The 25,246-nt window shown below is 38.3% G+C and carries 17 protein-coding genes; 4 read left to right on the top strand and 13 right to left on the bottom strand.

Going from position 1 to position 25,246, the window contains the following annotated elements:
* Window positions 1–8 precede the first annotated feature (8 nt).
* The 4 genes from AC04QZ_RS18490 to AC04QZ_RS18475 all read right to left on the bottom strand — a co-directional run bounded on the left by AC04QZ_RS18490 (window position 9) and on the right by AC04QZ_RS18475 (window position 7,114).
* Window positions 9–2,384: an ABC transporter permease gene (locus AC04QZ_RS18490; protein WP_478358957.1), complete on the bottom strand. Its 2,376-nt coding sequence runs from the start codon at window positions 2,382–2,384 to the stop codon at window positions 9–11.
* Between the two features lie 77 nt (window positions 2,385–2,461).
* Window positions 2,462–4,831, bottom strand: coding sequence for an ABC transporter permease (locus tag AC04QZ_RS18485; protein WP_478358956.1), 2,370 nt, complete (start codon window positions 4,829–4,831; stop codon window positions 2,462–2,464).
* 216 nt (window positions 4,832–5,047) lie between these two features.
* Window positions 5,048–5,746, bottom strand: a complete 699-nt coding sequence (locus AC04QZ_RS18480) for an ABC transporter ATP-binding protein (protein WP_086545376.1) — start codon at window positions 5,744–5,746, stop codon at window positions 5,048–5,050.
* Between the two features lie 123 nt (window positions 5,747–5,869).
* Window positions 5,870–7,114 (bottom strand): efflux RND transporter periplasmic adaptor subunit, encoded by a 1,245-nt coding sequence (locus tag AC04QZ_RS18475; protein ID WP_086549259.1) that lies wholly within the window; start codon window positions 7,112–7,114, stop codon window positions 5,870–5,872.
* A gap of 289 nt (window positions 7,115–7,403) precedes the next feature.
* On the opposite strand from AC04QZ_RS18475, the gene AC04QZ_RS18470 reads away from it, so the two are divergent.
* The 4 genes from AC04QZ_RS18470 (at window position 7,404) to AC04QZ_RS18455 (ending at window position 13,084) form a co-directional block, all read left to right on the top strand.
* A complete protein-coding gene (locus tag AC04QZ_RS18470; protein ID WP_478358955.1) occupies window positions 7,404–7,781 on the top strand; it encodes an endonuclease domain-containing protein in 378 nt (125 codons plus the stop codon).
* Window positions 7,782–7,999: 218 nt separating this feature from the next.
* Window positions 8,000–9,370, top strand: coding sequence for a sigma-54-dependent transcriptional regulator (locus AC04QZ_RS18465; protein WP_478358954.1), 1,371 nt, complete (start codon window positions 8,000–8,002; stop codon window positions 9,368–9,370).
* An 84-nt stretch (window positions 9,371–9,454) separates the two neighbouring features.
* Window positions 9,455–10,810 carry a sensor histidine kinase gene (locus tag AC04QZ_RS18460; protein WP_478358953.1) on the top strand — a complete coding sequence of 452 codons (1,356 nt, stop codon included), beginning with the start codon at window positions 9,455–9,457 and terminating at the stop codon, window positions 10,808–10,810.
* A gap of 84 nt (window positions 10,811–10,894) precedes the next feature.
* On the top strand, window positions 10,895–13,084 hold the full coding sequence (locus AC04QZ_RS18455; protein WP_478358952.1) for a bifunctional alpha,alpha-trehalose-phosphate synthase (UDP-forming)/trehalose-phosphatase: 2,190 nt from the start codon (window positions 10,895–10,897) through the stop codon (window positions 13,082–13,084).
* A gap of 271 nt (window positions 13,085–13,355) precedes the next feature.
* Here the strand turns inward: AC04QZ_RS18455 and AC04QZ_RS18450 are convergent, their stop codons facing one another.
* The 9 genes from AC04QZ_RS18450 to AC04QZ_RS18410 all read right to left on the bottom strand — a co-directional run bounded on the left by AC04QZ_RS18450 (window position 13,356) and on the right by AC04QZ_RS18410 (window position 25,245).
* Entirely contained in the window at window positions 13,356–15,140 is a 1,785-nt protein-coding gene (locus AC04QZ_RS18450) for a glycoside hydrolase family 15 protein (RefSeq protein WP_478358951.1), read from the bottom strand.
* Window positions 15,141–15,650: 510 nt separating this feature from the next.
* Complete coding sequence (locus AC04QZ_RS18445) at window positions 15,651–16,919, bottom strand: glucose-1-phosphate adenylyltransferase (protein WP_086545371.1); 1,269 nt, start codon at window positions 16,917–16,919, stop codon at window positions 15,651–15,653.
* A 9-nt stretch (window positions 16,920–16,928) separates the two neighbouring features.
* The gene (locus tag AC04QZ_RS18440) at window positions 16,929–18,341 is read right to left on the bottom strand and encodes a glycogen synthase (RefSeq protein ID WP_478358950.1); all 1,413 of its coding nucleotides are present in this window, start codon (window positions 18,339–18,341) and stop codon (window positions 16,929–16,931) included.
* A gap of 297 nt (window positions 18,342–18,638) precedes the next feature.
* Complete coding sequence (gene cobA / locus AC04QZ_RS18435) at window positions 18,639–19,433, bottom strand: uroporphyrinogen-III C-methyltransferase (RefSeq protein WP_086545369.1); 795 nt, start codon at window positions 19,431–19,433, stop codon at window positions 18,639–18,641.
* 672 nt (window positions 19,434–20,105) lie between these two features.
* Entirely contained in the window at window positions 20,106–20,576 is a 471-nt protein-coding gene (locus tag AC04QZ_RS18430; RefSeq protein WP_478358949.1) for a hypothetical protein, read from the bottom strand.
* A gap of 76 nt (window positions 20,577–20,652) precedes the next feature.
* Window positions 20,653–21,663 carry a bestrophin family protein gene (locus tag AC04QZ_RS18425; protein ID WP_478358948.1) on the bottom strand — a complete coding sequence of 337 codons (1,011 nt, stop codon included), beginning with the start codon at window positions 21,661–21,663 and terminating at the stop codon, window positions 20,653–20,655.
* A gap of 416 nt (window positions 21,664–22,079) precedes the next feature.
* Window positions 22,080–23,330, bottom strand: coding sequence for a sulfate adenylyltransferase subunit 1 (locus AC04QZ_RS18420; protein WP_086545367.1), 1,251 nt, complete (start codon window positions 23,328–23,330; stop codon window positions 22,080–22,082).
* 120 nt (window positions 23,331–23,450) lie between these two features.
* A complete protein-coding gene (cysD, locus tag AC04QZ_RS18415; RefSeq protein WP_057932867.1) occupies window positions 23,451–24,356 on the bottom strand; it encodes a sulfate adenylyltransferase subunit CysD in 906 nt (301 codons plus the stop codon).
* A 190-nt stretch (window positions 24,357–24,546) separates the two neighbouring features.
* Entirely contained in the window at window positions 24,547–25,245 is a 699-nt protein-coding gene (locus AC04QZ_RS18410) for a phosphoadenylyl-sulfate reductase (RefSeq protein WP_086545366.1), read from the bottom strand.
* Window position 25,246 lies beyond the last annotated feature (1 nt).

Below are 25,246 nucleotides of genomic sequence, written 5' to 3'. Positions count from 1 at the left end.
TTACGCCGTTATTCATATTTAAGGGCATCAACAGGGTTTGCTTTAACTGCGCTATTCGCCTGGATACTTACGGTGATAATGGTTAATAAAATGGTTAATGCAGCACTGATTAAAAAAGGAAAAAGTGGCAGATCTATTCGATATGCAAAGGTTTCGAGCCACTTTTTAGTTAATATGTATGCCAGTGGCCAGGAAATAACATTAGCGATTAGAACCATCACAAAAAATGAAATATTGATGAGTTTAAAAATCTGTAAATGACTTGCGCCAAGAATTTTCCTTACTGCAATCTCTTTAATCCTACCAGTCGTAATGTACTTTGCAAAAGCAAACAAGCCCAGTATTGCAATAAAAATGGTGAGTATAGCCGCAGCAAAAAATACAGATTGCAATTGTTCTTGTTTTTTAAAGAGTTTGCCATACATTTCATCCAGAAACTGATAGCGGAAATTATCTCCATCCAGTTTATTAATCGCCGGCCATTGCGATTTTAGGGTGCTCAGCACATCAGCCATCTTGTGCTCGTCGATCTTAATCATAATTTCAGTCTTCGGATTTCCACAAGGATCATTTATTGCATAAATGGTTGGCTCTACTACTTTCTCAAATCCCAGCGCTTTAAAATCTTTTATCACCCCTACAATCTTGTATTCTTTATTCTGGCAGCCTTTTATGATTTTACCCAGCGGGTTGGTTAATCCATACTTGGCTACTGCGGCCTCATTCAGTATAGCAGCGTTTGCAGTATCGGTTTTAAATTCCCTGGAGAATGTTCTGCCTTCTTTAATCTTGATATCTAAGGTTTCGAAATAATCAAAATCTACATCCGTAAAACTTAAACTTTGTTCTTTCCCATCAACCGTATATTTATTTTTCCCACTGTCGGAGCCATCAGGCAAGGCATTGGCAACGGTAACCGACTTTACGCCCGGAATTTTAGAAATTCTATTCCGTATGGGTTCAAATTTACTTGGCGCAACGAAATAAGCCAGGTTTTTAATGTAAACGACCTGCTCGGGCTTGAAACCAACATCCTGGGTACGCATGTATTTCAGTTGAGAATTAATGATAAGTAAACCAATAATAAAAATTACGGCTACACTAAACTGAACCACCAACAGGCTGTTACGCAACCAATAGCTCTGTTTGCTGGTTTGAAAATTACCTTTTAAAACGAGCGCAGGTTTAAATCCTGATAATACCATGGCAGGATAAATACCAGCGATTAGTGTAATAAAAATTAAGATAAGTGGCAGCTGCCAAAACAAGGCATTATGGGATGTCCAAATAGTTAAATTTATGGTAAACAGGTTATTAAATTTTGGCAGGATGATTTCTGCTATGATCAAACCTAAAATGGTGGCTACGAAACACTGGATCAATATTTCTGATAAAAACTGAAAGGCAAGCTGAAAGCGGTAAGCGCCCATTACTTTTTTAACACCTACTTCTTTTGCCCGTTTGGTCGCCTGTGCTATACTCAGATTGGTAAAATTGATACAGGCAATTACTAATATTAAAATACCTAAAACCGATAAAGCCATCAGCACTTTATAGTTGGCATCGCTACCTGCTTTTGGTCTAAGGTGCTGGTTTTTTAAAGGATCAATAAAGGTTTTGGTCTTTTTAAAAGATTCATTGTTTGGATCAGCTCCGTCTTTGAGCATTTCCTTTTTGTAAAGTGCATTTATTTTGGCTTCCAGCGCCTGAACATCTGTTCCTGGTTTTACCTGGATATAGGTAGTATAGTTGTTATACCCATAGTTTTCGCCTGTCCCAACTTCTTTCATCAATGAAATGGCATCGAAAGAAATATTAGATTGCGGATTGGCAAAAATACTTCCGCTCAGTTTACCTGTTATATTAGCAGATTTACTCCCAATCCAAACCATTTCAGGCTGACCGTTTTTATTACGAGGGAAAAGCGTTTTATAATTTTCGTTACTGAGGTAAAACAGATTTTCGGTGGTACTTTCTGGCTGGGTTAAACCGTTACTGGGTTTCAAATTAAACATTTTTGCAGCAGCATAATCGAGATAGAGGCATTTACTTAAAAAAACCACGCCATTATTGCTGGTAACAGGAAACTCAAAGTAGCTTAATTTCATGGTACCAACTGCAACTACTTCTGGCATTTCTGCCTTAATGGCTTTACCCAACGGTGGCGGAGTATTATTGGTCTTAAAATCAGGCAACTGCCTGCCTACTACGTAAATTTCGTTATAATGAGGGTTTTCCCTGTCAAAACCTGTTTCATAGGTAAAATACATCGTAACCAAAATAAAAGCAGCTAAAGCGATAGCCAAACCACCTACGTTAATAGCGGTTATGGTTTTATTTCTCCAAAGGTTACGCAAAGCGATTTTTAAGTTTAATCTGAACATAAGGTGTAAGGTTTGAGGTATAGGGTATAAGGTCTGGGCGTTTTAACCTTACGCCCTCAACCTTTTAACCTTATACCTTATTCATATTTTAACGCATCAATAGGATTGGCCTTTGCCACTTTAACCGACTGGGCACTAACGGTTAGTATGGCAATGATTACCGACAAAGCAATTGCTACAATAAAAGGTAATGCAGATATAGAGACGCGGTACTCGAAAGCCGAAAGCCATTTATTTATAATGATATAGGCTAAGGGAAACGCTATAAGATTGGCAATGGCCACCAGTTTTATAAAATCTTTATTCAGCAACACGAGGATATTGCCCGTGCTGGCACCTAAAACCTTACGGATACTGATTTCCTTTTTACGTTGTTCTGCCATAAAAAGCGCCAGGCCTAATAATCCTAAACAAGAAATGAAAATGGCGAAACCACCAAACCAGTTTGAAAGCGTACCTAAAAGTTTTTCATTTTTAAATTTTACTTCAAATGATTCGTTCACAAATTTGCGGTTAACCGGATAATTAGGTTCCATTTGTTTTACTAAATCATCAATTTTAGCCAATGATGAACTGATGTTTTGATTTGGGTTTAACCGCGCAATGATAACCCTCGCATCATCCTTTCCATTTGACCTAAAAATCATTGGGGATACTCTTTGGTAAACACTTTCTACAACAAAGTCTTGTACAATACCAACTATATTTAGTTTTTTACCCCAGAAAGTAATCTGCTTACCGACCGGATTGTTTAATCCCATCATCCTCACTGCTGCTTCATTTAACAATATGCTGGTTGTATCATTTGGAAATTTCGCAGAAAACTCTCTACCACTTACCAGCTTGGTTCCAATGGTTTCAACAAAATCATATCCTATTGCTCTATGGTTAAAAGAAATTTTCTCATTCGGATTTTTACCTTCCCATTCTACACCCGTTGTATTATCTCCACCTTCAGTAAAATCTGTGCTAAAAGAAGTAACATGAGTGGTTGCACCAGCGGCTATAAGTTGTGTTTTAAGCAATTCTAGCTTGGCAGCATCGTTCATTTTGCCTACTACTGCTATTTGAATTAAATTGGATTGATCATAACCAATAGGTTTGTTTTTAACATAGTTAAGCTGCTGATAAATTACTGCGGTACAAATAATTAAACCAGCAGCAAAAACAAATTGGCCAACCACCAATACTTTCCTCACCGAAGCGGATGAATCTGTTTTAAGGGTGAAACCTTTCAACACTTTAATCGGCTCGAAAGAAGATAAATAAAGTGCCGGATAACTACCTGCTACAAATCCGGTTAAAACCATTAGCCCCATAAGCGTTAACCAAAATGGGCCATTATGATAATCGATTGTTAATTTAATATCCAACAAATTATTAAAATACGGTAAACTAACCTCAATTAAGATAAATGCTAAAACAGTGGCAATAAATGTGATGAGCAGGGATTCTAAAAAAAACTGACTAATTAACGATTTGCGTGTTGATCCAATTGCTTTACGAACGCCAACTTCTTTTGCCCTACGTTCTGATCGTGCTGTAGATAAATTCATAAAATTTACGCAGGCAATTAATAAGATGCAAAAGGCCAGCAATAAAAATATTTTAAGCTGATCTATTTTTCCACCTACCGATTTACCATTTACAAAATCATCATAAAGATGCCATTTAGACAATGGATGCAATAAAGCTACCGCCGAATTATCTTTTTGATTGCGTTTGTAAATACCATACATCAGATCATTTGCAGTTGTGAAAAAGTTATTATCCTTTAACTGAACAAGTGTTAAACACATGTTATTCCCCCAATTGTCTTCCTTAACCCAGGTTTCCCGTTTTTCGAATAATGCCCAGGGCATAATACATTCAAAAATTAAGCTGCTATTTGCTGGGGCATCTTCTATTACGGCTTCTACTTTTAATACTTCTTCGTTTTCGAGCTTTACTGTTTTATTAATAGGATCTTCATTTCCGAATAATTTTTTCGCAAAAGACCTGGTTAGAATAATCGTATTTACATCTTTTAAAACGGTGGCCGAATTACCTTCAAGAAATTTATAATCCAATATTTTAATAAAATTCTGATCGGCAAATACGGCATTGCTATTTATCTTATGATCTGCAACGGTAATGAGTTGTTTCCTTGGATAAGTGGTGTGAGTGGCATATTTAACACCAGGGATTTTTTCCTGAACTTCTTTAGCCATCACATTTGGTGTCCATGCCCAGCTAAAAGTTTTACCACTTGCCTTCATATTTTGATAAACTACATAAGTTTTATCATGATTGGAGAATTGTTTATCGTAACTCCACTCGTAAGCAACATATAATAACAAAATCATACAGCTGGCCAAACCAATGGCTAATCCACCGATATTAATCAGGGAGAAACCCTTGTTTTTCCAGAGGTTTCGCAAAGCTATTTTTAAGTTTAATCTGAACATATTTTTATTGTTTGGCGATAGGTGTTTAGCGTATGACGTTCAAAATGCCTACCTGGTGATCTTTACTCTTTGCCTCCCCAATCTCCCCATCCGGGAAGATTATTGGGCGGCTATTATTAACTAAACTAAAATCTTTTAAAGGTTGAAGCGAGAAGGGCGGAGGATTAAAGGTCGATATCACTCAACCCTCTACCTTAAAACCTTCAGCCTTTAACCTTAAATAAGTTCTTCATTCCGGCTTTTGTTGATTTTTTCCGATATCACATGACCATCTTTCAGGTTGATGATCCGGTTTGAAAAACTGGCATCGTGACTGGAGTGCGTAACCATTACGATAGTTGTTCCGGTTTCATTTAATTCGCAAAGCAACTCCATTACTTCGTTACCATGCGAACTATCCAGGTTTCCGGTAGGCTCATCAGCCAGAACCAGTTTAGGTTTGGTAACTAAAGCCCTGGCTACGGCTACCCGTTGCTGCTGTCCGCCTGATAATTGTTGAGGGAAATGACCGCTACGGTTTACAATATTCATCCTTTCGATGATTTCATTGACCAGTTTTTTGCGTTCTCCGGCAGGAATCTTGTTATAAATTAATGGCAGTTCAATGTTTTCGAAAACCGTTAATTCATCAATCAGATTGAAATTCTGAAAAACGAATCCCATATTTCTTTTTCGGAAATTTGAACGTTCCCTATCGTTAAGCGTTAAAAGCTCCGTATCGATAAATTTATAGCTTCCATTTTCAGGCTTATCTAATAAACCCATTACATTTAACAAAGTAGATTTTCCGCAACCCGAAGGTCCCATGATTGAAACAAATTCTCCTGCTGCAACATGCAGGTTAATGCCATTAAGTGCCGTCGTTTCTACTTCTTCAGTCTTGTAAACTTTTTCCAGATTTTCTATTTTAATCATCGTATCAAGTATTATTCTAGTATCATGTATTTTTATCAGGTATCAGAGCCTGATTATATTAATTATCTATTTGCCTAATCAATTAAATTGGCGCGAAACACCTAACGCCAAACGCTTACCGCTCTACTTATTAATCTCCACCTGGTCGTACTGGTTAAACTGATCGTAAGACGAGGTAATTACTTCATCACCTTTCTGCAAACCATCCAGTATTTCGTAGTACAGGTAATTTTTTCTTCCAATTTTTACGTTTTTCTTCGTTGCTTTTCCATTCGCTACCACAAATACCCAGGAGCCACCGGTACTCTGGAAAAACTGTCCCTGAGCCAGTAGCAGCGATTTGCTGTTGTCAGACAAGGTTAATTTTGTTTGCAACGATAATCCGCGACGTAAACCTTCGGGTGCTGCTCCTTTAAAAACCATTTCTACCTGAAACTGACCAGCTGTAACCTCAGGTATTACTTTACTCACGGTTAAGTTATAAGTTTTACCATTAAACTCACAGTTAGCAGTTTGTCCTTCTTTTACCCGATTGATATAATATTCATCCACACCTGCCTGAAGTTTATAACCTTGCAATACGTCAATCTTTCCAATCATTTCGTTAGAATTGTATGATTTACCGATTACCGGATCGTAAGAGGATAATTTACCAGATACAGGGGCTTTGATCGTCATATTTTCGATGTTCTTACGGATCATTTCCAAACTTTCATTCATTTGTCCCATCGACTGATCGATTTGAGCAAGTTGCATCTTACGGCTTTGATTTTCCTGCTTAATGGCCTGGCGTACAATTTTCAATTTACCCTGATAATATTCATAATCCTGGTTCGACTTGTTAAATTCTTGCAGCGTAATTACTTTTTTAGCAAAAAGCGAGCTATCTAATCTAAATTGCCGCGTTGCTGTACGTAAATTATTCTCTACATCTAATACATCCTGATTCAGGATCCTTTGATTCTGCTCTAAGTCTAACCTCGATTTACGCAGTTGATTGATTTGCTCGGTGGCGGCTGTTTGTTGGGATGTATAACCCAACATGGCATTTGAATTCGCAATACGCAATAAGGGCGTACCTTTTACTACAGAAGCACCGTTCTCGGTAAAAATTTCGGCAACTGTTCCACCTTCCGATGAACTTACAATTACCGAAGTTAAAGGAACTACACTGGCATTTAATAACACGACATCTTCAAAATCGCCATATTCAACTTTACTGATGGTTAATTTATCGGCATCTGCACTGTAAACTTTTTTGAGGGACAAAGTATAGCCATAAATTACAACCGCTACAAAAGCAATTGCTCCACCTATAATTAAAAGGCTTTTAGTGCTAAATCTTTTTTTCTCTATTTTCTTATCCATGTGTTCGGTTGTACTGTTTGGTTTCACTAATAACCAAGCTTGTGCCAAAAGAACCAAACACATTTAAAACATTAATAATCAATAGATTAATAGTAGATTTATTTTTTATATGTTCATTATCGGACAGTTGATGTGCGGGAGCGGACAGTTTTATTACTTTAGCAACGTGAAAAAGGCCTCTCCCCTTCATCCCCTCTCCTGGAGGAGAGGGGGCATGGAGCAGAAGAAAGCAAGGCACAGAAATTTGGCCGGGTATTAAAGTGATATTGTTATACGCATAAATAATGTTATGGAAAACTATAGGAATGACCTTTTTAAAGGTGCTAGTAGCAAACTCTTCGAGTTTTCTAAAGCATTAAGAAAAGCTCGTACCGAAGCTGAAGATATTTTATGGCAATCTTTAAGACGAAAACAGCTTAATGGTTTTAAATTTAGAAGACAACATCCTCTAGATAAATATATTGCCGATTTCTACTGTTATGAGGCTAAATTAGTGGTTGAGGTTGACGGAGAAATTCATGACAAATTAGACATTAAGGAGTATGATAAAGGCAGAAGTTATGAACTTGAAACACTTGGAATAACTGTAATAAGATTTACAAATGAAGAAGTATGTGGTAATTTGGATATGGTTTTGAAGGTAATTAGGGGGTATTTACAAAAATAAAACCTTTTCCCTTCATCCCCTCTCTGCAAGTAAGGGGTCAGCAGACAGTAACAACCACTACTTTTAATAAGGAAAAGTTAAAAATAAAATAAAAGGAGTTATGCTGGGACCATTAGGTTCAACCCACTTAACATCGAATCCCTCTCTTAAAGGAGAGGGACAGCAAAAAAAAACAATCACCACTACCTTTAATAGGGAGAGGTTAAAATAAAGAGGTTATGCTTGACGCCACAGTTTTAATTATCGATGATGACGACGATATCCTGCTTAGTGCCCGTTTGTTTTTAAAGCAGCAGGTAAAGCAGGTAATTACATGTAAATCGCCTAAAGAGATCAATGTTTTATTGAGCAAAAATGAAATTGATATCATCCTGCTGGATATGAACTACCAAAAAGGTGCCAGTGATGGTAGAGAAGGCCTTTATTGGCTGGAACATATTTTATCGATTGATAAAGATTATGTAGTCATACTAATGACTGCTTTTGGGAATGTTGAACTGGCCGTAAAGGCGATTAAAAAAGGAGCTACCGATTTTATTCTAAAACCCTGGGAAAATGAAAAGCTGTTTGCCACTATTTCATCGGCATCTAAACTTCGAGAGTCGACCAAAAAGGTAAAGAAACTAGAAAAAATACATTCATCGCTCCAAAAAGACCTTACCCGGGGCTTCGAGAACATTGTTGGGCAGGCAGATGAAATAAAGCAATTGCAAAATACGCTTTTAAAAGTGGCTCCTACGGATGCTAATGTGCTTATTCTGGGTGAAAACGGAACGGGGAAACAAGTTTTCGCTTATGAAATCCATGGAAACTCGCAAAGGAAAAACCAGGTGTTTATGCATGTGGATTTAGGCTCCTTAAACGAAAACTTATTTGAAAGTGAGTTATTCGGTTATGCGAAAGGCGCTTTTACCGATGCCAAAGAAGATAAACCCGGCCGCTTTGAGCTGGCCGATGGCGGAACGATATTTTTAGACGAGATTGGAAATTTAACATTACCGCTACAGGCTAAACTATTAAGCGTTTTACAGAACCGGACGGTTACCCGTTTAGGAGAAAGCAAAGAACGTAAGGTAAATGTTCGGCTAATAACGGCCACCAATATGCCCTTAAACGAAATGGTAGCTAAAAATACCTTCAGGCAGGATTTACTTTTCCGCATCAACACGGTTGAACTTTTATTACCAGCACTGCGTAAACGTGGAACAGATATTTTACTTTTAGCCAATCATTTTATGCAGGTTTTTAGTTCTAAATATCATAAAGACATCCGTAAGCTGAGCAATAAAGCCCAGGAAGCACTTTTACAATATAAATGGCCGGGTAATGTCCGCGAGTTACAACACGTTTTAGAAAGAGCCGTTATTATGAGCGATGGTGCAGATATTGCAGAAGAAGATTTGCAGTTGAGTCCGCAGCGCTATTCACAGAATAACACCATACCAGACGAAATGGCACTGGAGGATATGGAAAAAATGATGGTGCAAAAAGCAATTGATAAACACAAAGGAAACATATCAAAAGCCGCAGCAGAACTTGGCTTAACCCGGGCTGCACTGTACAGGAGAATTGAGAAATTTGGAATTTAAAAGAGGTGTATGGTGTAAGGTTTAAGGCGTAAGGTTAATCGCCGAACAAAACCCTAAACCCTAGACCTTAAACCCTAAACCTTAATGATGTTTTACCAACGTTTTACTTTTCGTTTAATAGTTCGCCTGCTGATCATTAATCTGCTGGGCTACCTCTTATTTTACCTGATTAAAAACACGCAGCTCTGGTTTACGATAACAGGTGTTGCATTGATTTTGTTGGGAACTATCATTTCACTTTACTATTACATCAATCAAATCCGATCAGACATTAACCGTTTTATCTTAGCCGTTAAAACAAGAGATCATACCCTAAATTTTAAAAATAAGGCAACTAAAGGAAGTTTTCCTGAGTTATACGAATCATTCAGCGATATTTTACAGGTCCACAAACAAATCCGGCTGGAACAGGAAGCTATTTTTCAACTGATCAAAACCATTCTGGAACAAGTTCCTGTGGGTGTAATTGTAGTCAATAATACGGAGCAGGAGAAAGAAGAGATTGCATTTTTTAACCAGGCAGCATCCAGTCTTTTAGGTGTTCCTGCTTATAAATATTGGCACCGGTTAAAGGAGCATCTGCCCAGTTTTTCTAACGAGGTCGAACAAATCTCTTCAGGAGGGAAAAGATTTTTAGAGTTAAAAATCCAGGATAAACTGATTCAATTATCAACCGAAGTGATCCCTTTAAACCTTTACGGGAACAATTATACCATTATCAGTTTTCAAAACATTAAAGATGAAATTGAGCAAAAAGAAACAGAAGCGTGGAATAGATTAATTGGCGTAATTTCTCATGAGATCTTAAATTCGATCACACCGATCAGTTCACTGTCTGATACCATAAATAAAATGGTAAGTGATAAAAAAATGCTTACTGAAGATGAAATGGACGATTTAAAAACAGCTTTGCAAACCATTCAGCGAAGATCATCGGGTTTATTGGATTTTGTGAAAGACTATCGATTGATTGCTGAGTTGCCAACCCCAAACCTCGAATCGCATACCATTGGCGAAATACTGAAACACATTAAAGTATTAATGCAGCCTTTTGCAAAAGTTAAAAATGTGGTATTGGATGTGGAGCAAACTTCTTCAAAAATTACCATTCAGCTCGATTTAAAATTAATCGAACAAGTGCTGATTAACCTGATTACCAACAGTATTTATGCCGTAGAAAACAGCGAACACCCACACATCAATGTAAATTACCGCTTAGAAAACACCAAATTGTATATTGATGTGAGCGATAACGGAAAGGGTATCGATGCCGGTGATCTCGAAAAGATATTTGTCCCATTTTACACCACCAGAAAAAATGGCTCAGGGATTGGCTTAACCATTAGCCGTAATATTATGAAAATGCACAGGGGCAGTATAGAAGTTATTTCAACACCCGACAATGGCACTACTTTTTCGTTGGTATTTAATTATGTTTAATCATTTGAATGTTTTTTTGAGTTAAAATATCAAACAAAACCAGTTTGATATGCTTTTAATGATGTGGATACATCAAATACAAGCATGAAGACAGTTATAATATCGAACAGACTACCCGTTAAAATCATTGAAGAAAACGACGAATACACGTTTATTCCGAGTGAAGGCGGCCTTGCTACCGGACTAGGAGACGTTTATAAATCAGGAAATTCCATCTGGATCGGCTGGCCAGGAATTGAAGTACCAGAAGAACGTCAGGAAGAAGTTACACAAAAACTTGCCGAATTAAACCTCTACCCGGTTTTCCTTACTCAAAACGAAATCAATTTATATTACGAAGGCTTTTCTAACGAAATATTATGGCCTGTATTTCATTACCTCGTTACTTACGCACATTACGAACAAAACTACTGGGACTGCTATCGATCGGTTAATGAGAAATTTGCAAAAAGCGCGATGCAGGTGCTCAACAGAAAAGATAAAGTCTGGATCCAGGACTACCAGTTACTCCTTCTACCAGGTATATTAAGAGAAAAACTTCCTAATGCTACCATTGGTTTTTTCCAGCATATACCCTTTCCATCATACGAAATATTCAGGTTGATTCCCTGGCGTGAAGAGCTTTTAAACGGGCTTATAGGTGCCGATTTAATCGGTTTCCATACTTTTGATGATGTTCGCCATTTTATCAGTACCGCAACACGTTTACTTCCGGTAAATTCCTCATCAAACATACTCAGCAGCAATGAACGACAAATTGTAGTGGAAGCTTTCCCAATGGGAATTGATTATAATAAATTTTCAGGTTTAACCGCAACGGAGGAAGTACAAAAAGAGATTGCCTATTTCAGATCAGGTAAGGAAAATACGAAAGTAATCTTGTCTATCGATCGGCTCGATTACAGCAAAGGCATACTGGAGAGGTTAAAAGCTTTAGAATTATTGCTCCAGCACCATCCCGAATATATCGGCAAAATCGAACTTTTTATGATTGTGGTTCCTTCGAGGGATACCGTACCAAAATACAGTGAATTAAGAGATCAGATTGATCAGTTTGTTGGAAATTTAAATGCCAGGTACCGTTCAATGAACTGGATTCCGGTAAATTATTTTTACCGCTCCTTCCCTATTGAAGTGTTATCGGCCCTTTACTCCACAGCAGATATCTGTTTGGTTACGCCTATGCGCGATGGAATGAATCTGGTTAGTAAAGAATATGTGGCCAGCCGGAACAATAATGATGGGGTATTGATTTTAAGCGAAATGGCCGGTGCATCCAAGGAGTTAACAGATGCAGTTATTGTTAATCCGAATAACCTCGGCGACATTATGGAAGCCATTGTAACTGCGCTTAAAATGCCTTTAGCAGAACAAAAACAACGTATGAAAGCCATGCGTGCAATTGTAGAAAAATTCAATGTTAAACATTGGGTGAACAATTTTATTTTAAGATTAAACGAAGTGAAAGATTCTCAAAAATCCTTATTAACAAAACATGCCGTAAATGCCATTAACGAAGTAATTGCAAGCCAATATGCAAAAACCCAAGATCGTGTACTATTTTTAGATTATGATGGCACACTGGTAGATTTTACGGGAAATATTGACGATGCTTCGCCAGATGCAGAATTATACGATTTAATTGAGAACCTAACGCTTGATAAGGCCAATAAAGTTGTAATTATTAGTGGCAGAAGAAATGAAACGCTTGAAAAGTGGTTTGGGCACCTAAAGGTAGATTTGATTGCGGAGCATGGAGCCTGGCAAAAATCGTTCGAAGATAAATGGAACAGCCTGCCACTGTTAACCGATCAGTGGAAACAGGAAATCAAAACGCTATTGGAAACTTATACCGACCGTACGCCGGGATCGTTTGTCGAAGAAAAAAGTTACTCATTGGTTTGGCATTACCGGAAAGCAGAAGAAGGACTTGGCGATTTAAGGGCCAATGAAATTATCAGCCATATGAAAATTTTGGCTGCAGATAAAGGCCTGCAACTCATGCCAGGCAATAAGGTAATCGAGTTTAAAAACATGGAGGTTAACAAAGGCAAAGCAGCCTTAAATTGGTTGTACAATAAAAAACCTGATTTTATTTTGGCGCTTGGCGATGACCATACCGATGAAGATATTTTTAGGGCATTGCCAGATGATGCTTTTACCATTAAAGTTGGCAATAACATTTCAGAAGCCAAGTATTACCTAAATGATTTTAAAGAAGTGCGAAAACTGCTCTGGAGTTTAGTAAAAGAAGAGTTTGTGGGAAGGAGTTAAATTTTAGCGTAAACGTCATCCCCAACTCGATTGGGATGACGTTATGCTTATTGCTCTAAGATTCCCGTATTCACGGGAATGACGTCAATTAAGTAAAAAACATTTTCTCAACAGGAATCGTCATTTCGAGCGGAATGCAGCGTAATCGGGAAATCTAACTATATAGATCTCTCCATTTCACTGTGTTCCAGTCGAGATGACGATATTTTTAAGTTAGTCGGGATTTGCAATCCCGACTCTTGAGATGTGGATTTGCAATCCACTTACTGCCTTACAAAAATATCGGCCTATCCAGTTTAATTGCAATGCGATAAGCCGCATTCATTAACCCCACATGGCTATAAGCTTGCGGGAAATTACCCCACTGGCTACCCGTTTTAGCATCAACATCCTCACTAAATAAAAGAAGGTGGTTACAATATTTAATAATGTTTTCGAATTCTTTTATCGCTTCATCGGTTCGGCCAACGCAGGCCAAAGCTTCCACATACCAAAAGGCACAAATTAAAAATGTGGTCTTTGGTTTACCAAAATCATCAGCATGTAAGTAACGGTAAAATAGCCCATCTTCCGTTTTCAGCTCCTTTTCTAAAGCTATTAAATGATCCTTTGCCCGGTCGGAAGCAGGATCCAAATAATTCATCATGATCAATTGTAAGGTGCTGGCATCTAAATGCGGGCTTCCTACGGCGTTGGTATATACTTTTCGTTCCGGATCGTAGCAGGCTTCTATGTGTGCAGCAGCTTTATCAATTAAAACCTGTGCCCGTTTCTCAAAATCATCATTACCAATTGTTTTGGCCATTTTTAAAGCAGCCTGTGCGCCTGCCCATTGAAATAAATTACTGTAACAATGTACATTGGCAATATTCCTGAATTCCCAGATTCCAGCATCCTTTTCATCAATTGTCCGTTCAATTTTAGAAAGCACACTTTCAATCCACCTTACCGAATCGCTACGTTCTGAAAAAACAAAACGGTGGTCGGTATAGAGTGGTAACATCGAAATTAAAACCTGACCATAAATATCATTCTGAATATGTTCATAGGCTTGGTTCCCTACCCTAATGGGCTGTTCGCCCTTGTATCCTGTCAAATGGTCTAATGTACGTTCGGTAATTTCCCTTTCACCCGCAATGCCATACAGGGGTTGGTAACGTATATCCTCCGCGTGCGAAATATCAGACAGGTAATTAAAATACCGCTCCATTTCTTCAAAATGGCCAATATGGTTTAACGAAGTTAATACATAGTGAGAATCGCGCAGCCAGCAATACCGGTAATCCCAGTTTCGGGTACTACCCGGTGATTCTGGTAAACTGGTTGTACTTGCAGCTATAATTGCGCCAGTGTCTTCATATTGGTGGATTTTAAGCACCAGGGCCGAACGGATAACAAAAGGCTGGTAAAAACCGGCAATGGACGAATGTTTAATCCATAACCGCCAATAAGCTATCGTTTCACGCAAAAAATTTTCAGCAGTACTTACTACAGGAGCTTCCAGATTTTGGCCATACGTCATGATGAGATATTTAGCCTCATTCAGTACAAATGCTTTCTCGTCAAAAATATAGGTAAGCGATACATTCGTACTTAAACGGATATTTTCGTCACAACCCAGATAATCAATGTGATTACTGCCCCTGCTCGATTTCATTTTACCTTTTCCATAATCGCACACAGGCTCGCACTTGATGGTAATGCGCGGGCTCCCTTCCAAAGGTTCGATTTTTCTGATGAACATGAGCGGTTTAAAATAACGATCGTATAGATGAAAACGGGGTGCAAAATCTGTAATCCGGTATTTTCCATCTTCGGCAGTAATCTCTGTTCTTAACACATTGGTGTTCTCGATATAATATTGATGAGAAGTGAATTCGCCTTGTGGCAAGATTGAAAATTCACCTCCCTTTTTCTCATCCAATAAACTGCCAAATACAAAAGGGCTATCGAAGCGGGGCCAGCAAAGCCAGGATATATCGGTGTTTTTATTTACGTGTGCAATGAAAGCGCAATTTCCTATAATTCCGGTTTGATAAAGATGCTTTTCGGCCATAGACTATAATTTTGTTTATTTTAGTAACAAGCCGATTAGGAAAATGTTAGAGAGAAAATTTTAAAAAAGCTTTTACAGGCTTTAAAAACTTATAAAATCTGTGCTAAAATAATGAGGTATTTATTCGTTTTTGGAAATGGAGGGTTCTGTTTCAATCGCTTACTCCAGCCCTGCAATCGCTTCAAGTCCTCACTCGTTCCTCGCTCCGGGCTTTCCGCTTTATCAGGTCTATAAACAAGGGTTCTGATACATTTTTAATTAGCACAGGCCTATTTCAATAAGGCCGATTGAAATGATTTCGATTTTTCATCGGAAGTAATGAAAAGCGGGGCCAACATTAAAAAGACTTACTGCAAATGCCTTCCAAATAAAACTAAAAATTTATCAGAGTCCTCACTCGTTCCTCGCTCCGGGCTTTCCGCTTTATCAGGTTTATAAACAAGGGTTCGTCCAAATAAAAAGCCAGCCACGAAATCGCGACTGGCTTCTGGTTAATGAATAATGATTATTTTAAATCACAGTACCGCTAGGCACTACTGCTCCTTTTTTAATGACCACTATGCCATCTTTAACGGCATAAAGTTCGAAGTCGCCATCTTCTAAATGGTCGCCGCCATTAATTTTTACATCGTTCCCGATGCGACAGTTTTTATCGATAATCGCGTTGTTAATATGACAGCGGTCTCCGATACCGATTAATGAATGCCCTTTACTGGTTTCATCCTGAATTTCTTCCAGTGTTTGGTACCGATCGCTACCCATTATGTAGGCATTGGTAATTACGGTATCTTTTCCAATTCTTGATCTGATCCCTAAAACCGCATGTTCTACTTTACTGGCCTGAATAATACAGCCCTCGGCAATAATGGTTTTATCCAAAGTGGTACCCGAAATTTTCGATGGCGGTAACATCCTCGCTCTTGTAAAAATAGCATGGTTACTATCGAACATATTAAATTTAGGAATTTCATCCGTTAAGCCTAAATTGGCCTCAAAGAAAGATGAAATATTTCCAATATCAGTCCAGTAACCTTCGTACTGATAGCTTAAAACCCTGCTCTGAGAAATTGCTCTAGGCAAAATTTCTTTACCAAAATCTTTCTCCTCTTCGTTCTCATTTAAGATATTGATCAGGTACTCGCGGTTGAATACGTAAATTCCCATTGAAGCTAAGAAATTACGTCCCTCGCCCTGCATTTCTTCACCCGTATCCGAAATCCAATCTTCTAAACCCGTTTTAGGTTTTTCGATAAAAGAAGTGATCATGTTTTCATCATCAGCCTTTAAAATACCAAAATCAGTTGCATCTTTTGCCGTTACCGGAATAGTTGCAATGGTAATTTCTGCATTGGCTTCGATATGTTTTTCGATCATATCTTTAAAGTCCATCTGATACAACTGATCGCCCGATAAGATTAAGATGTAATCGAACTCGTGCGAAACAATGTGATGCATACACTGACGGACTGCATCTGCTGTACCCTGAAACCAACCTGAGTTTTGTACAGTTTGTTCAGCCGCCAAAATATCAACAAAGGCCGTACTAAAATGGCTAAAGTGATACGTGTTTTTAATGTGTTTGTTTAGGGATGCTGAATTAAACTGGGTTAACACAAACATTCGATGAATACCAGAATTTAGGCAGTTTGAAATCGGGATGTCTACCAATCTGTATTTACCAGCAATCGGAACTGCCGGTTTAGAACGTGTTTGTGTTAGTGGCGATAATCTAGAGCCCTGGCCACCGCCAAGGATAACGCCTAAAACTTTGTCGGTCATAGTTTAAGCTTATTTTAATATTTGATATAATTCAATATAATTCAATGCTGCCTTATCCCACGAATGGTCTATTTTCATCATTGTTTTTCTAACTGCTTTAAAAGCTTTTTTATCATTATATAATTCAACAGCACGGTTAATGGCGTGGGTGACATCCCAAATACTGGTTTGATCGTGGCAAATCCCAAAGCCTTTATCGCCTATATCAATTACTGTATCTTTCAATCCTCCAATACGGCGCACAATAGGAACCGTTCCATACCTTAATGCATAAAGCTGATTTAAACCACAAGGTTCAACTCTTGATGGCATAATCAGAAAATCTGCTCCAGCATACATCTCGTGCGAAACCTGCTCGTTGTAGCCAATATAAGCATTGTATTTACCTGTAAAAATACCTTTCAATTGATTTAACCGGCCTTCCACCCAATTGTCTCCTGATCCCAACACCAGAATATTGATGTTATCACCATGTTGTTGTAAAGCGGTATAAAAAATATCGGGCAATAAATCGGCTCCTTTTTCATCAACCAGCCTGCCGATGAAAGTAAACAGGGGCTTAGACGCATCCAATTGAAAAACATCACAGAGTGCTGTTTTGTTTGCCAGTTTGCCTGCTTCAACTGTTTTTAAGTTATAACCTTTATTCAGCATCGGATCGGTTTCGGGATTCCAAACCTCGCTATCGATTCCATTTAATATTCCTAATGATTTCCATCGCTCCTGCCTTAACAAACTTTCCAATCCACGTGCATTGTTCATCATCTCATCCAGGTAACTTGGCGATACGGTGGTTACCCTCCAGGCACATTTAATGGCCGATGCTAAAGGGTTAATGGCATCTTCCCAGCCCAGTAAACCACCTTTCCATAAATCGAATGCTGGTATGTAGTATAATTTATCCCAGCCAAACTGACCCTGGTATTGTGCATTGTGAATGGTTAAAACCGTCGGAATGCCACTTATTGGCTTATATTTTACACAATTTGAAACCATAAAAGGGATTAAACCTGTATGGTGATCGTGACAATGAATTACATCCGGACGATGTTCCCATTGTACAATCCAATCGAGTGTGGCAATCTGGAAAGCGACAAATCTTTCGGTATCATCGTGATATCCATATACGCCCGGGCGATCCGTTAAACCCTGGATATGAACAATGTATAAATCGAAACCAAGTTTATTGGTTTTTTCTTTTAATATGCGGTATTGAAAATGATTGTTTCCGTAATTTGCCCAGGCATCATAAGTCACTTCAAATTCACTTTCACGGATAAATTTTGTATCGTAAGCTGGTATTACCACCTTGGCAATGTGGCCTAATTTATTTTGGTACTTTGGTAAGGCTCCTACTACATCGGCTAAACCTCCAACTTTTGCTGCAGGGTAACACTCAGCACTTATATGTATAATTTCCATCAAATATTTGGTCTAGATAACCTAAGTAAGTTACTAATTGTTTTGAATTTTGCAAATAATGATAATTAAATTTTTAGTTAATCGTTTTAAACCGTTAAATCCCCCTATATAGGGCTTATTTAACCATTTCAACAAGGCTATCCATCTTAAAATAGAACAGATAATACGGTTAATAAGGGCTTATCTATACCTGGATTTTTTGACATCAACAGCGACTCTACCAAACGCAAAAAAACCGCTTAAATCCTTAAGCGGTTTTAACAACAAAACAAATATATTTTTGGTTTAAAAAATATCTTAATATTCTTCGGCGATAATCTCGTAGAAATCGCGGATCGGCTGAAATTGCGGGTGTAAGGAAACTACATCTCCAAAAACCAATAACGCTGGTGCCGTAATTCTTTTATCTTCAACAATCTCGGCAATGGTATCAACAATCCCAACTGCAATTTTTTCTTCTGAGGTAGAACCATTTTGAATGACTGCTACTGGCAAAAGGTTTTTATTTTCTGCCTGGAATATGGCTGCAATTTCTTTTACTTTTTCAATTCCGTTTAATACCACAATAGTCGCTTTGGTTTTTGCTGCGATATATAAATCTTCAGAAATTTCTCCTTTTGAGTTTGTTCCGGTTACTGCCCAAAAACTTTCGCTCAAATCTTTATAAATCATTGGGATCTTTTGCAAACTTGGCGCACCCGTTGCACTCGAAATACCCGGAATAATTTCAGTAGGGATACTGTACGATTCTGCAGCATCTATTTCTTCGTATCCTTTGGCGAAGAAAAACGGATCGCCGCTTTTTAAACGTACCACGTGGCCGTAGTTTAAAGCATAATCAACAATCAGTTTGTTTACTGCATCCTGCGAAAACGATTCATCATCTGAACGTTTACCCACGTAAACTTTTGGAATACCATCTGGTGCATGACATAATAAAGCTTCGTTCACATTTGCATCATACAAAACAACATCAGCTGTTTTTAATGCTTTAACACCTTTTAAACTAAATAAATCCGGATCGCCAGGACCTGCACCTATTAAAGTAATTCTTGGTTCAATGTTCGCTTTTTCTACTTTATTCAAAATCATAACAGATAATTTAAGCTCGTTATACGTTTGTTAATTACACAAATATATAAAGTCTATGGGAATAGTAGTAATTTATTTTAAAATATTTTTATTTCATTTTTCAGCAGGTGTCGATTTTGATGATTTTAACTGTTAATGAAGGATTTATCTTTCTGAACGCGGTGGATAATCTTTATGCTGACACATAATATCTACTTTAAAGATCCTTCGACACGGCTCAGGACGACCAACTAATTGGAGATTCCGTATTTTCTGTGCCTCCGTGGCTAAAAAACGAACACGGTAAAAACGAACGGACATGGTCTTAGCGAGACGCTAAGACCAGTAGCGGCGATGAAGAATCTTTATTCTGACACAGAAGATCTATTTCAAAAGATCCTTCGACTCCGCTCAGGACGACCAACTGATTGGAGATTCCGTGTTTTCTGTGCCTCCGTGGCAAAACGAACATGAACATGGTCTTAGCGAGACGCTAAGACCAGTAGCATGGATAATCTTTATGCTGACACATAAGATCTACTTCAAAGATCCTTCGACTCGGTTCAGGATGACCAACTGATTGGAGATTCCGTGTTTTCTGTGCCTCCGTGGCAAAAACAAACACGTTAAAACGAACGTGGTCTTAGCGAGACGCTAAGACCAGTAGTTTTCTTTTTAGCTCAGAATTAAGTTTTACTTACAATCTACACCTTGAAAAATAAATTTACCGGCTTCGAAATTAATAGGTTTATCTTTAACAAAATACGACCTTCCGAGCGTGGTTTCAATTTGCCCTACGCCCATAATGAGTTTTCCATCTTTCTTTAAAAATGCCAATGGATTGGTATAAACGCTTACGGTATCTTCACCGGTTTTAAAGCGGTAATCGACCAATAAAGTATCACCATTAAATTTCCCATCAATGGTGCCATTGTTATGGGGTTTCTCTCCGTAGTTAATCAATAATGAGCCTGTAACTTTACCAGAGGCCAATATTTTCACATTCATGGCAGCACTGTCTTTTTCAAAGGCCGCAGCATAACAGTTCTCAGTAACCAAAGAATCGGTTTTGGTTTTAGCGCCAGTGGCTGTTTTATTATTTTGGGTACAGGCATACGCAAAAGGGATTGCTGCCAGGGCAAGGTAAAGGATATTTCTTTTCATGGTATTTGTCGTTTATTGTTTTCTACTTCAATATACAAATACGATGATTATTTCACATCATTTCCATAATGCAATTTTACATCAGAATACTATTTTCGGGGGTTAGTACCGGCGGCAGATCAGTTTCATCAAGCATATCCCTCATATCTATTTCTATTGTCCGCGAGATATTGCTAATTGGCACATCGTTGGCACTTCCTTCAAAAGGGTTGGTAGAACTTTCGCCAACAATATCCAGCGAGTTAAACACCCAGGTGAGTAAAATGGCGAATGGAATATTTAACCAAATGGAATAACCCTCAATTAAAGTACCATTCCCCAGTTTGTTAAACTCGTTTAATAAGCCATAGGGCACTAAAAATACAAATAAGTTTAACATAATGGTTGCTATTGATGAAAAGTGGCGTGGGTAAGGGAAATTTTTAATTCTTTCGGCTTTGCCCTGGTTATCGTAAAAACTGGTAACCGAACTTTGCAAAGATTGTAATTGCAAGTCGGATAAGCTCCCTGCAGCAGCCAATTTATTGATATGGCTAGATTGTAGAGCCATTAATTGAGTAGATTTATTTTTCTTGGTTAAAATGTATTTCAACTCATCTGCTGAAAGATATTTCGACAAGATATCTTCTAACTTCTCCGTTTTTTCGGAAACATGATATAGTCTGGCATATTCAATATTGCGGGGATCGTTCGAGTTTTCCCAGGCCCTCGGCTCTCTTAGCTGAAACCGAAGTGCGGTTAACCAGGCGAAATGGCGATAAAAAATAACCTGAACGTCTGTCTTTTTATCCTGATTGGCCAGGTAATCGCGTACCATGACCCCAAAAGCACGACTCGCATTGATAATTCCACCATAAATCTGCCTGGCTTCCCAAAGACGTGCGTAACTGGCATTATTTTTAAAGCTTATGATAAAGGAAACAGCAGTACCTAAAAGTGCCACCGGAACCCAGGAAATGGAGAGAAAAGTGAACTTACAGAAATGATAAAGAACAGTTGGAATAATGGCGAGAATGGTTAAACGATAAATATCTCGTCGGGTCCATACAATAAATTCGAAAAAGGTATATTTCTTTCCAGCGTGCATAGTTTTAGGTTTATTCGGAAAATTATCTGAGGGATTTAAACTAAGATATAAAAAAAATTAAAGGGCTTAAATTTAAAATATTTAAAAAGCGCGTAAACGAAAAACGGGGCTGCCTGATGGTGCCCCGCTGAAATTGCTTTCCCTTTAGATTAAAAACCTAAAGTCTTCATTATTATATTTGGTTGTGGTTCTACTGGATTACATCTTCCATCACACATAGGATTTTAGGATCAGTGAGTTGAAATCAAGTATTCTTCATTTCCATCTCACCGCTTATATCATCCATTCTTCTAGCATTAAGGAATTAAAATATTAAGATTTTAGCGATATGCGATAAAGCTACAGCCATTGAGGATTGAAAATTGGTTATTGATCATTTTCCATCCAACATCTTCCATTTTACATTCCCTACTTTTCTACTCTACTGCTGCCCTGAACATTAAAGCACCAACGGTTAAGTTCGTACGCGTATCTACCAAAATGGCTGAACCATTTGCCCGGTTATCATCGTATAAATCGAAGGCCAAAGCATCAGCAGTTTTAATAATTACACGACCAATATCATTCAATTTAAATTCATCAGCAGCATGTTTTTCAAGCGTATTGATATCAACCTTATGCAAAATTTCACTGATTTTACAGCGGGTAATTTTACTGTTATGCTGAATATTGTACATGATGGAGGTATCTAATGCACGGCCATCCATCCAGCAAAGATCTGCTTCAATCAGCTTCGATTCTTGCGGTAATGCCGAAGCATTTACAATGGTATCGCCACGGCTAATGTCTACATCATCTTTTAGGTGGATAATTACCGATTGGCCAGCATGAGCGGCATCTGGGGTTTGATCAAAAAATTCAATCTTCTCCACTGTAGAGCTCGCACCACTAGGCAATACCGTAACCTTATCATTTAAGTTAAAGGTACCACTTAATACCCTACCTGCATAACCGCGGTAATCGTGTAATTCTTCAGTTTGCGGACGCACCACCCACTGCACTGGCATACGGGCCAATTGCGATTTATCTAAGTTATCGGTATCAACTTTTTCTAAGAAGTGTAACAAACTCTCTCCTTCGTACCAATCCATATTACCTGAATTTTGCACGATGTTGTCGCCTTTTAAGGCACTAACCGGAATATAGGTTACATCTGCCAGCTTTAACTGCTGCGCCAAAACCTTGTACTTTTCTATAATTGCGCTATAAACGGTCTCGCTATAATCAACCATATCCATTTTGTTGATACAAACCACTACATGTTTAATACCCAATAAGGAAACAATATAGGAGTGACGGATGGTTTGTTCTACCACGCCGTTACGGGCATCGATTAAGATAATGGCGAGGTTGGCTGTAGAAGCGCCTGTAACCATGTTTCTTGTATATTGAATATGACCAGGAGTATCGGCAATAATAAATTTGCGTTTTTCGGTCTGAAAGTACTTATAGGCTACATCAATGGTAATGCCCTGCTCGCGCTCTGCCCTTAAACCATCGGTTAAAATGGCTAAATCTATTGTGCCGTCATCATTTTTGCGGTTAGAGCTCTGTAAAGCTTCTAACTGATCGGCCAAAATAGAATCTGTATCGTATAACAAACGGCCGATTAAGGTACTTTTACCATCATCTACACTGCCTGCTGTGAAAAATTTTAATATGTTCACGATTGTTGAAATGTTTTAATGTTGAAATATTTTAATGTTTTGGTTGATGGTTAATAGTTTTTTAGTTGATGGCCTAAATGATGAGCCACAGACTAAAGACTATTGACTTAGGACTCTGGACTAAAAATATCCCCCTTTTTTTCTGTCTTCCATTGCGGCTTCAGAAACTTTATCATCCATACGGGCACCACGCTCTGAAATTTTAGAAGCGCTGATTTCAGAAATAATATCATCAATCAAAGTGGCATCCGATTCTACTGCAGCGGTACAAGACATATCGCCCACGGTACGGAAACGAACTTGTTTGCGTTCTACCACATCTTCATCATCCATATTTAAAAATGGCGAAGCGGCCATCAACTGTCCGTTTCTGGTGATACAATCGCGTTCATGTGAGAAATAAATACTTGGCAAATCTATTTTCTCTCTGCGGATATAATTCCAAACATCTAATTCTGTCCAGTTACTGATCGGGAATACACGGATGTTTTCTCCCTTGTGGATTTTACCGTTGTAAATGTTCCAAAGTTCAGGACGCTGACGTTTGGGATCCCATTGGCCAAATTCATCACGAACAGAGAAAATACGTTCTTTTGCCCTTGCTTTTTCCTCATCTCTACGTGCACCACCGATGCAGGCATCGAACTGGTATTTCGCGATAGTATCGAGTAAGGTTACCGTCTGTAAAGCATTTCTACTCGCATTTTTACCGGTTTGCTCTACCACTTTACCCTGATCTATTGATTCCTGCACAGATCCGATGATTAATTTTTCACCAATCCGCTCTACCATCTGATCGCGGTAAGTAATGGTTTCTTCAAAATTATGGCCTGTATCAATATGTACTAAAGGAAAAGGAAATTTCCCCGGACGGAAAGCTTTTTCTGCCAAACGAACCAAAGTAATTGAATCTTTTCCACCCGAAAATAATAAGGCTGGCTTTTCAAACTGGCCCGCTACTTCACGTAAAATGTGAATGGCTTCGGCCTCTAGTTCATCTAAATAATCGAAATTATATGTACTCATTGCAAATGTTGGAATGTTTAAATGTTGAATGATTAAATGCTCAATGGCTTCATTATTCAACTTGTTATATTTGTTGTGTTGTTGTTGTTAAAATTGTTGTAAAGTTGAAAGGTTTGAACGTTGAAATATTCCAACGTTTCGTCGAGTAAGGAGTATAAACCTTCCACCTTTTAGCCCTCCGCCTTATACCTTAAGTAGCGTGCAAACCGCATTCTTTTTTACTCTGGTCTTCCCACCACCATCTTCCGGCCCTAAAATCTTCGCCTGGCTGTACTGCTCTGGTACATGGGGCACAACCGATACTAGGGAAACCCTTATCATGCAGGGTATTGTAAACAATGTTGTTTTCTTTAATGTAGGCTTTCACATCATCTAAAGTCCAATCGAAAATAGGATGAAATTTAACCAGTTGGTTTCCTTCGTCCCATTCTAAATCGTGCATATCTTCACGATTGGCACTTTGATCGGCCCTGATTCCGGTCACCCAGATTTCATTACCTTTTAATGCTCTTTTTAAAGGTTCGATTTTACGGATATAACAGCATTCTTTTCTGTTTTCTACCGATTCGTAAAAACTACTCGGACCTTTTGTATTTACCATATCCTGCAACAGCTCGTTTTGCGGATAATAGGCATAAATGGGTTTATTATAAATTTCTAAGGTCCGGTTCCAAACGTAATACGTTTCCGGGAACAAACGTCCGGTTTCTAAAGTAAAAACCTTAATCGGAATATTATTGGCAAAAATTAAATGTGTAATCGCCTGATCTTCCCAACCAAAACTGGTCGAAAATATAATGCGGTCGGCATATTTAGCTGCCAAAAATTTCAGTTTATCAATTGTACTTAAACCTGCCAGTTCTGCTTTTATCTCCTCTAGGTTCTCCATC

The organism is Pedobacter folensis, assembly GCF_056490665.1.
Note: the sequence above shows the minus strand (reverse complement) of the source record. Positions and strands in the feature narration are given on the sequence as shown.

Coding starts and splice junctions, on each gene's coding strand:
- AC04QZ_RS18445 (WP_086545371.1), bottom strand. CDS start 16,919: ATGACCGACAAAGTTTTAGGCGTTATCCTTGGCGGTGGCCAGGGCTCT.
- cobA (WP_086545369.1), bottom strand. CDS start 19,433: ATGATTTTGAATAAAGTAGAAAAAGCGAACATTGAACCAAGAATTACT.
- AC04QZ_RS18425 (WP_478358948.1), bottom strand. CDS start 21,663: ATGCACGCTGGAAAGAAATATACCTTTTTCGAATTTATTGTATGGACC.
- AC04QZ_RS18450 (WP_478358951.1), bottom strand. CDS start 15,140: ATGGCCGAAAAGCATCTTTATCAAACCGGAATTATAGGAAATTGCGCT.
- AC04QZ_RS18470 (WP_478358955.1), top strand. CDS start 7,404: ATGGAAAACTATAGGAATGACCTTTTTAAAGGTGCTAGTAGCAAACTC.
- AC04QZ_RS18455 (WP_478358952.1), top strand. CDS start 10,895: ATGAAGACAGTTATAATATCGAACAGACTACCCGTTAAAATCATTGAA.
- AC04QZ_RS18460 (WP_478358953.1), top strand. CDS start 9,455: ATGATGTTTTACCAACGTTTTACTTTTCGTTTAATAGTTCGCCTGCTG.
- AC04QZ_RS18480 (WP_086545376.1), bottom strand. CDS start 5,746: ATGATTAAAATAGAAAATCTGGAAAAAGTTTACAAGACTGAAGAAGTA.
- AC04QZ_RS18410 (WP_086545366.1), bottom strand. CDS start 25,245: ATGGAGAACCTAGAGGAGATAAAAGCAGAACTGGCAGGTTTAAGTACA.
- AC04QZ_RS18440 (WP_478358950.1), bottom strand. CDS start 18,341: ATGGAAATTATACATATAAGTGCTGAGTGTTACCCTGCAGCAAAAGTT.
- AC04QZ_RS18490 (WP_478358957.1), bottom strand. CDS start 2,384: ATGTTCAGATTAAACTTAAAAATCGCTTTGCGTAACCTTTGGAGAAAT.
- AC04QZ_RS18430 (WP_478358949.1), bottom strand. CDS start 20,576: ATGAAAAGAAATATCCTTTACCTTGCCCTGGCAGCAATCCCTTTTGCG.
- cysD (WP_057932867.1), bottom strand. CDS start 24,356: ATGAGTACATATAATTTCGATTATTTAGATGAACTAGAGGCCGAAGCC.
- AC04QZ_RS18475 (WP_086549259.1), bottom strand. CDS start 7,114: ATGGATAAGAAAATAGAGAAAAAAAGATTTAGCACTAAAAGCCTTTTA.
- AC04QZ_RS18465 (WP_478358954.1), top strand. CDS start 8,000: ATGCTTGACGCCACAGTTTTAATTATCGATGATGACGACGATATCCTG.
- AC04QZ_RS18485 (WP_478358956.1), bottom strand. CDS start 4,831: ATGTTCAGATTAAACTTAAAAATAGCTTTGCGAAACCTCTGGAAAAAC.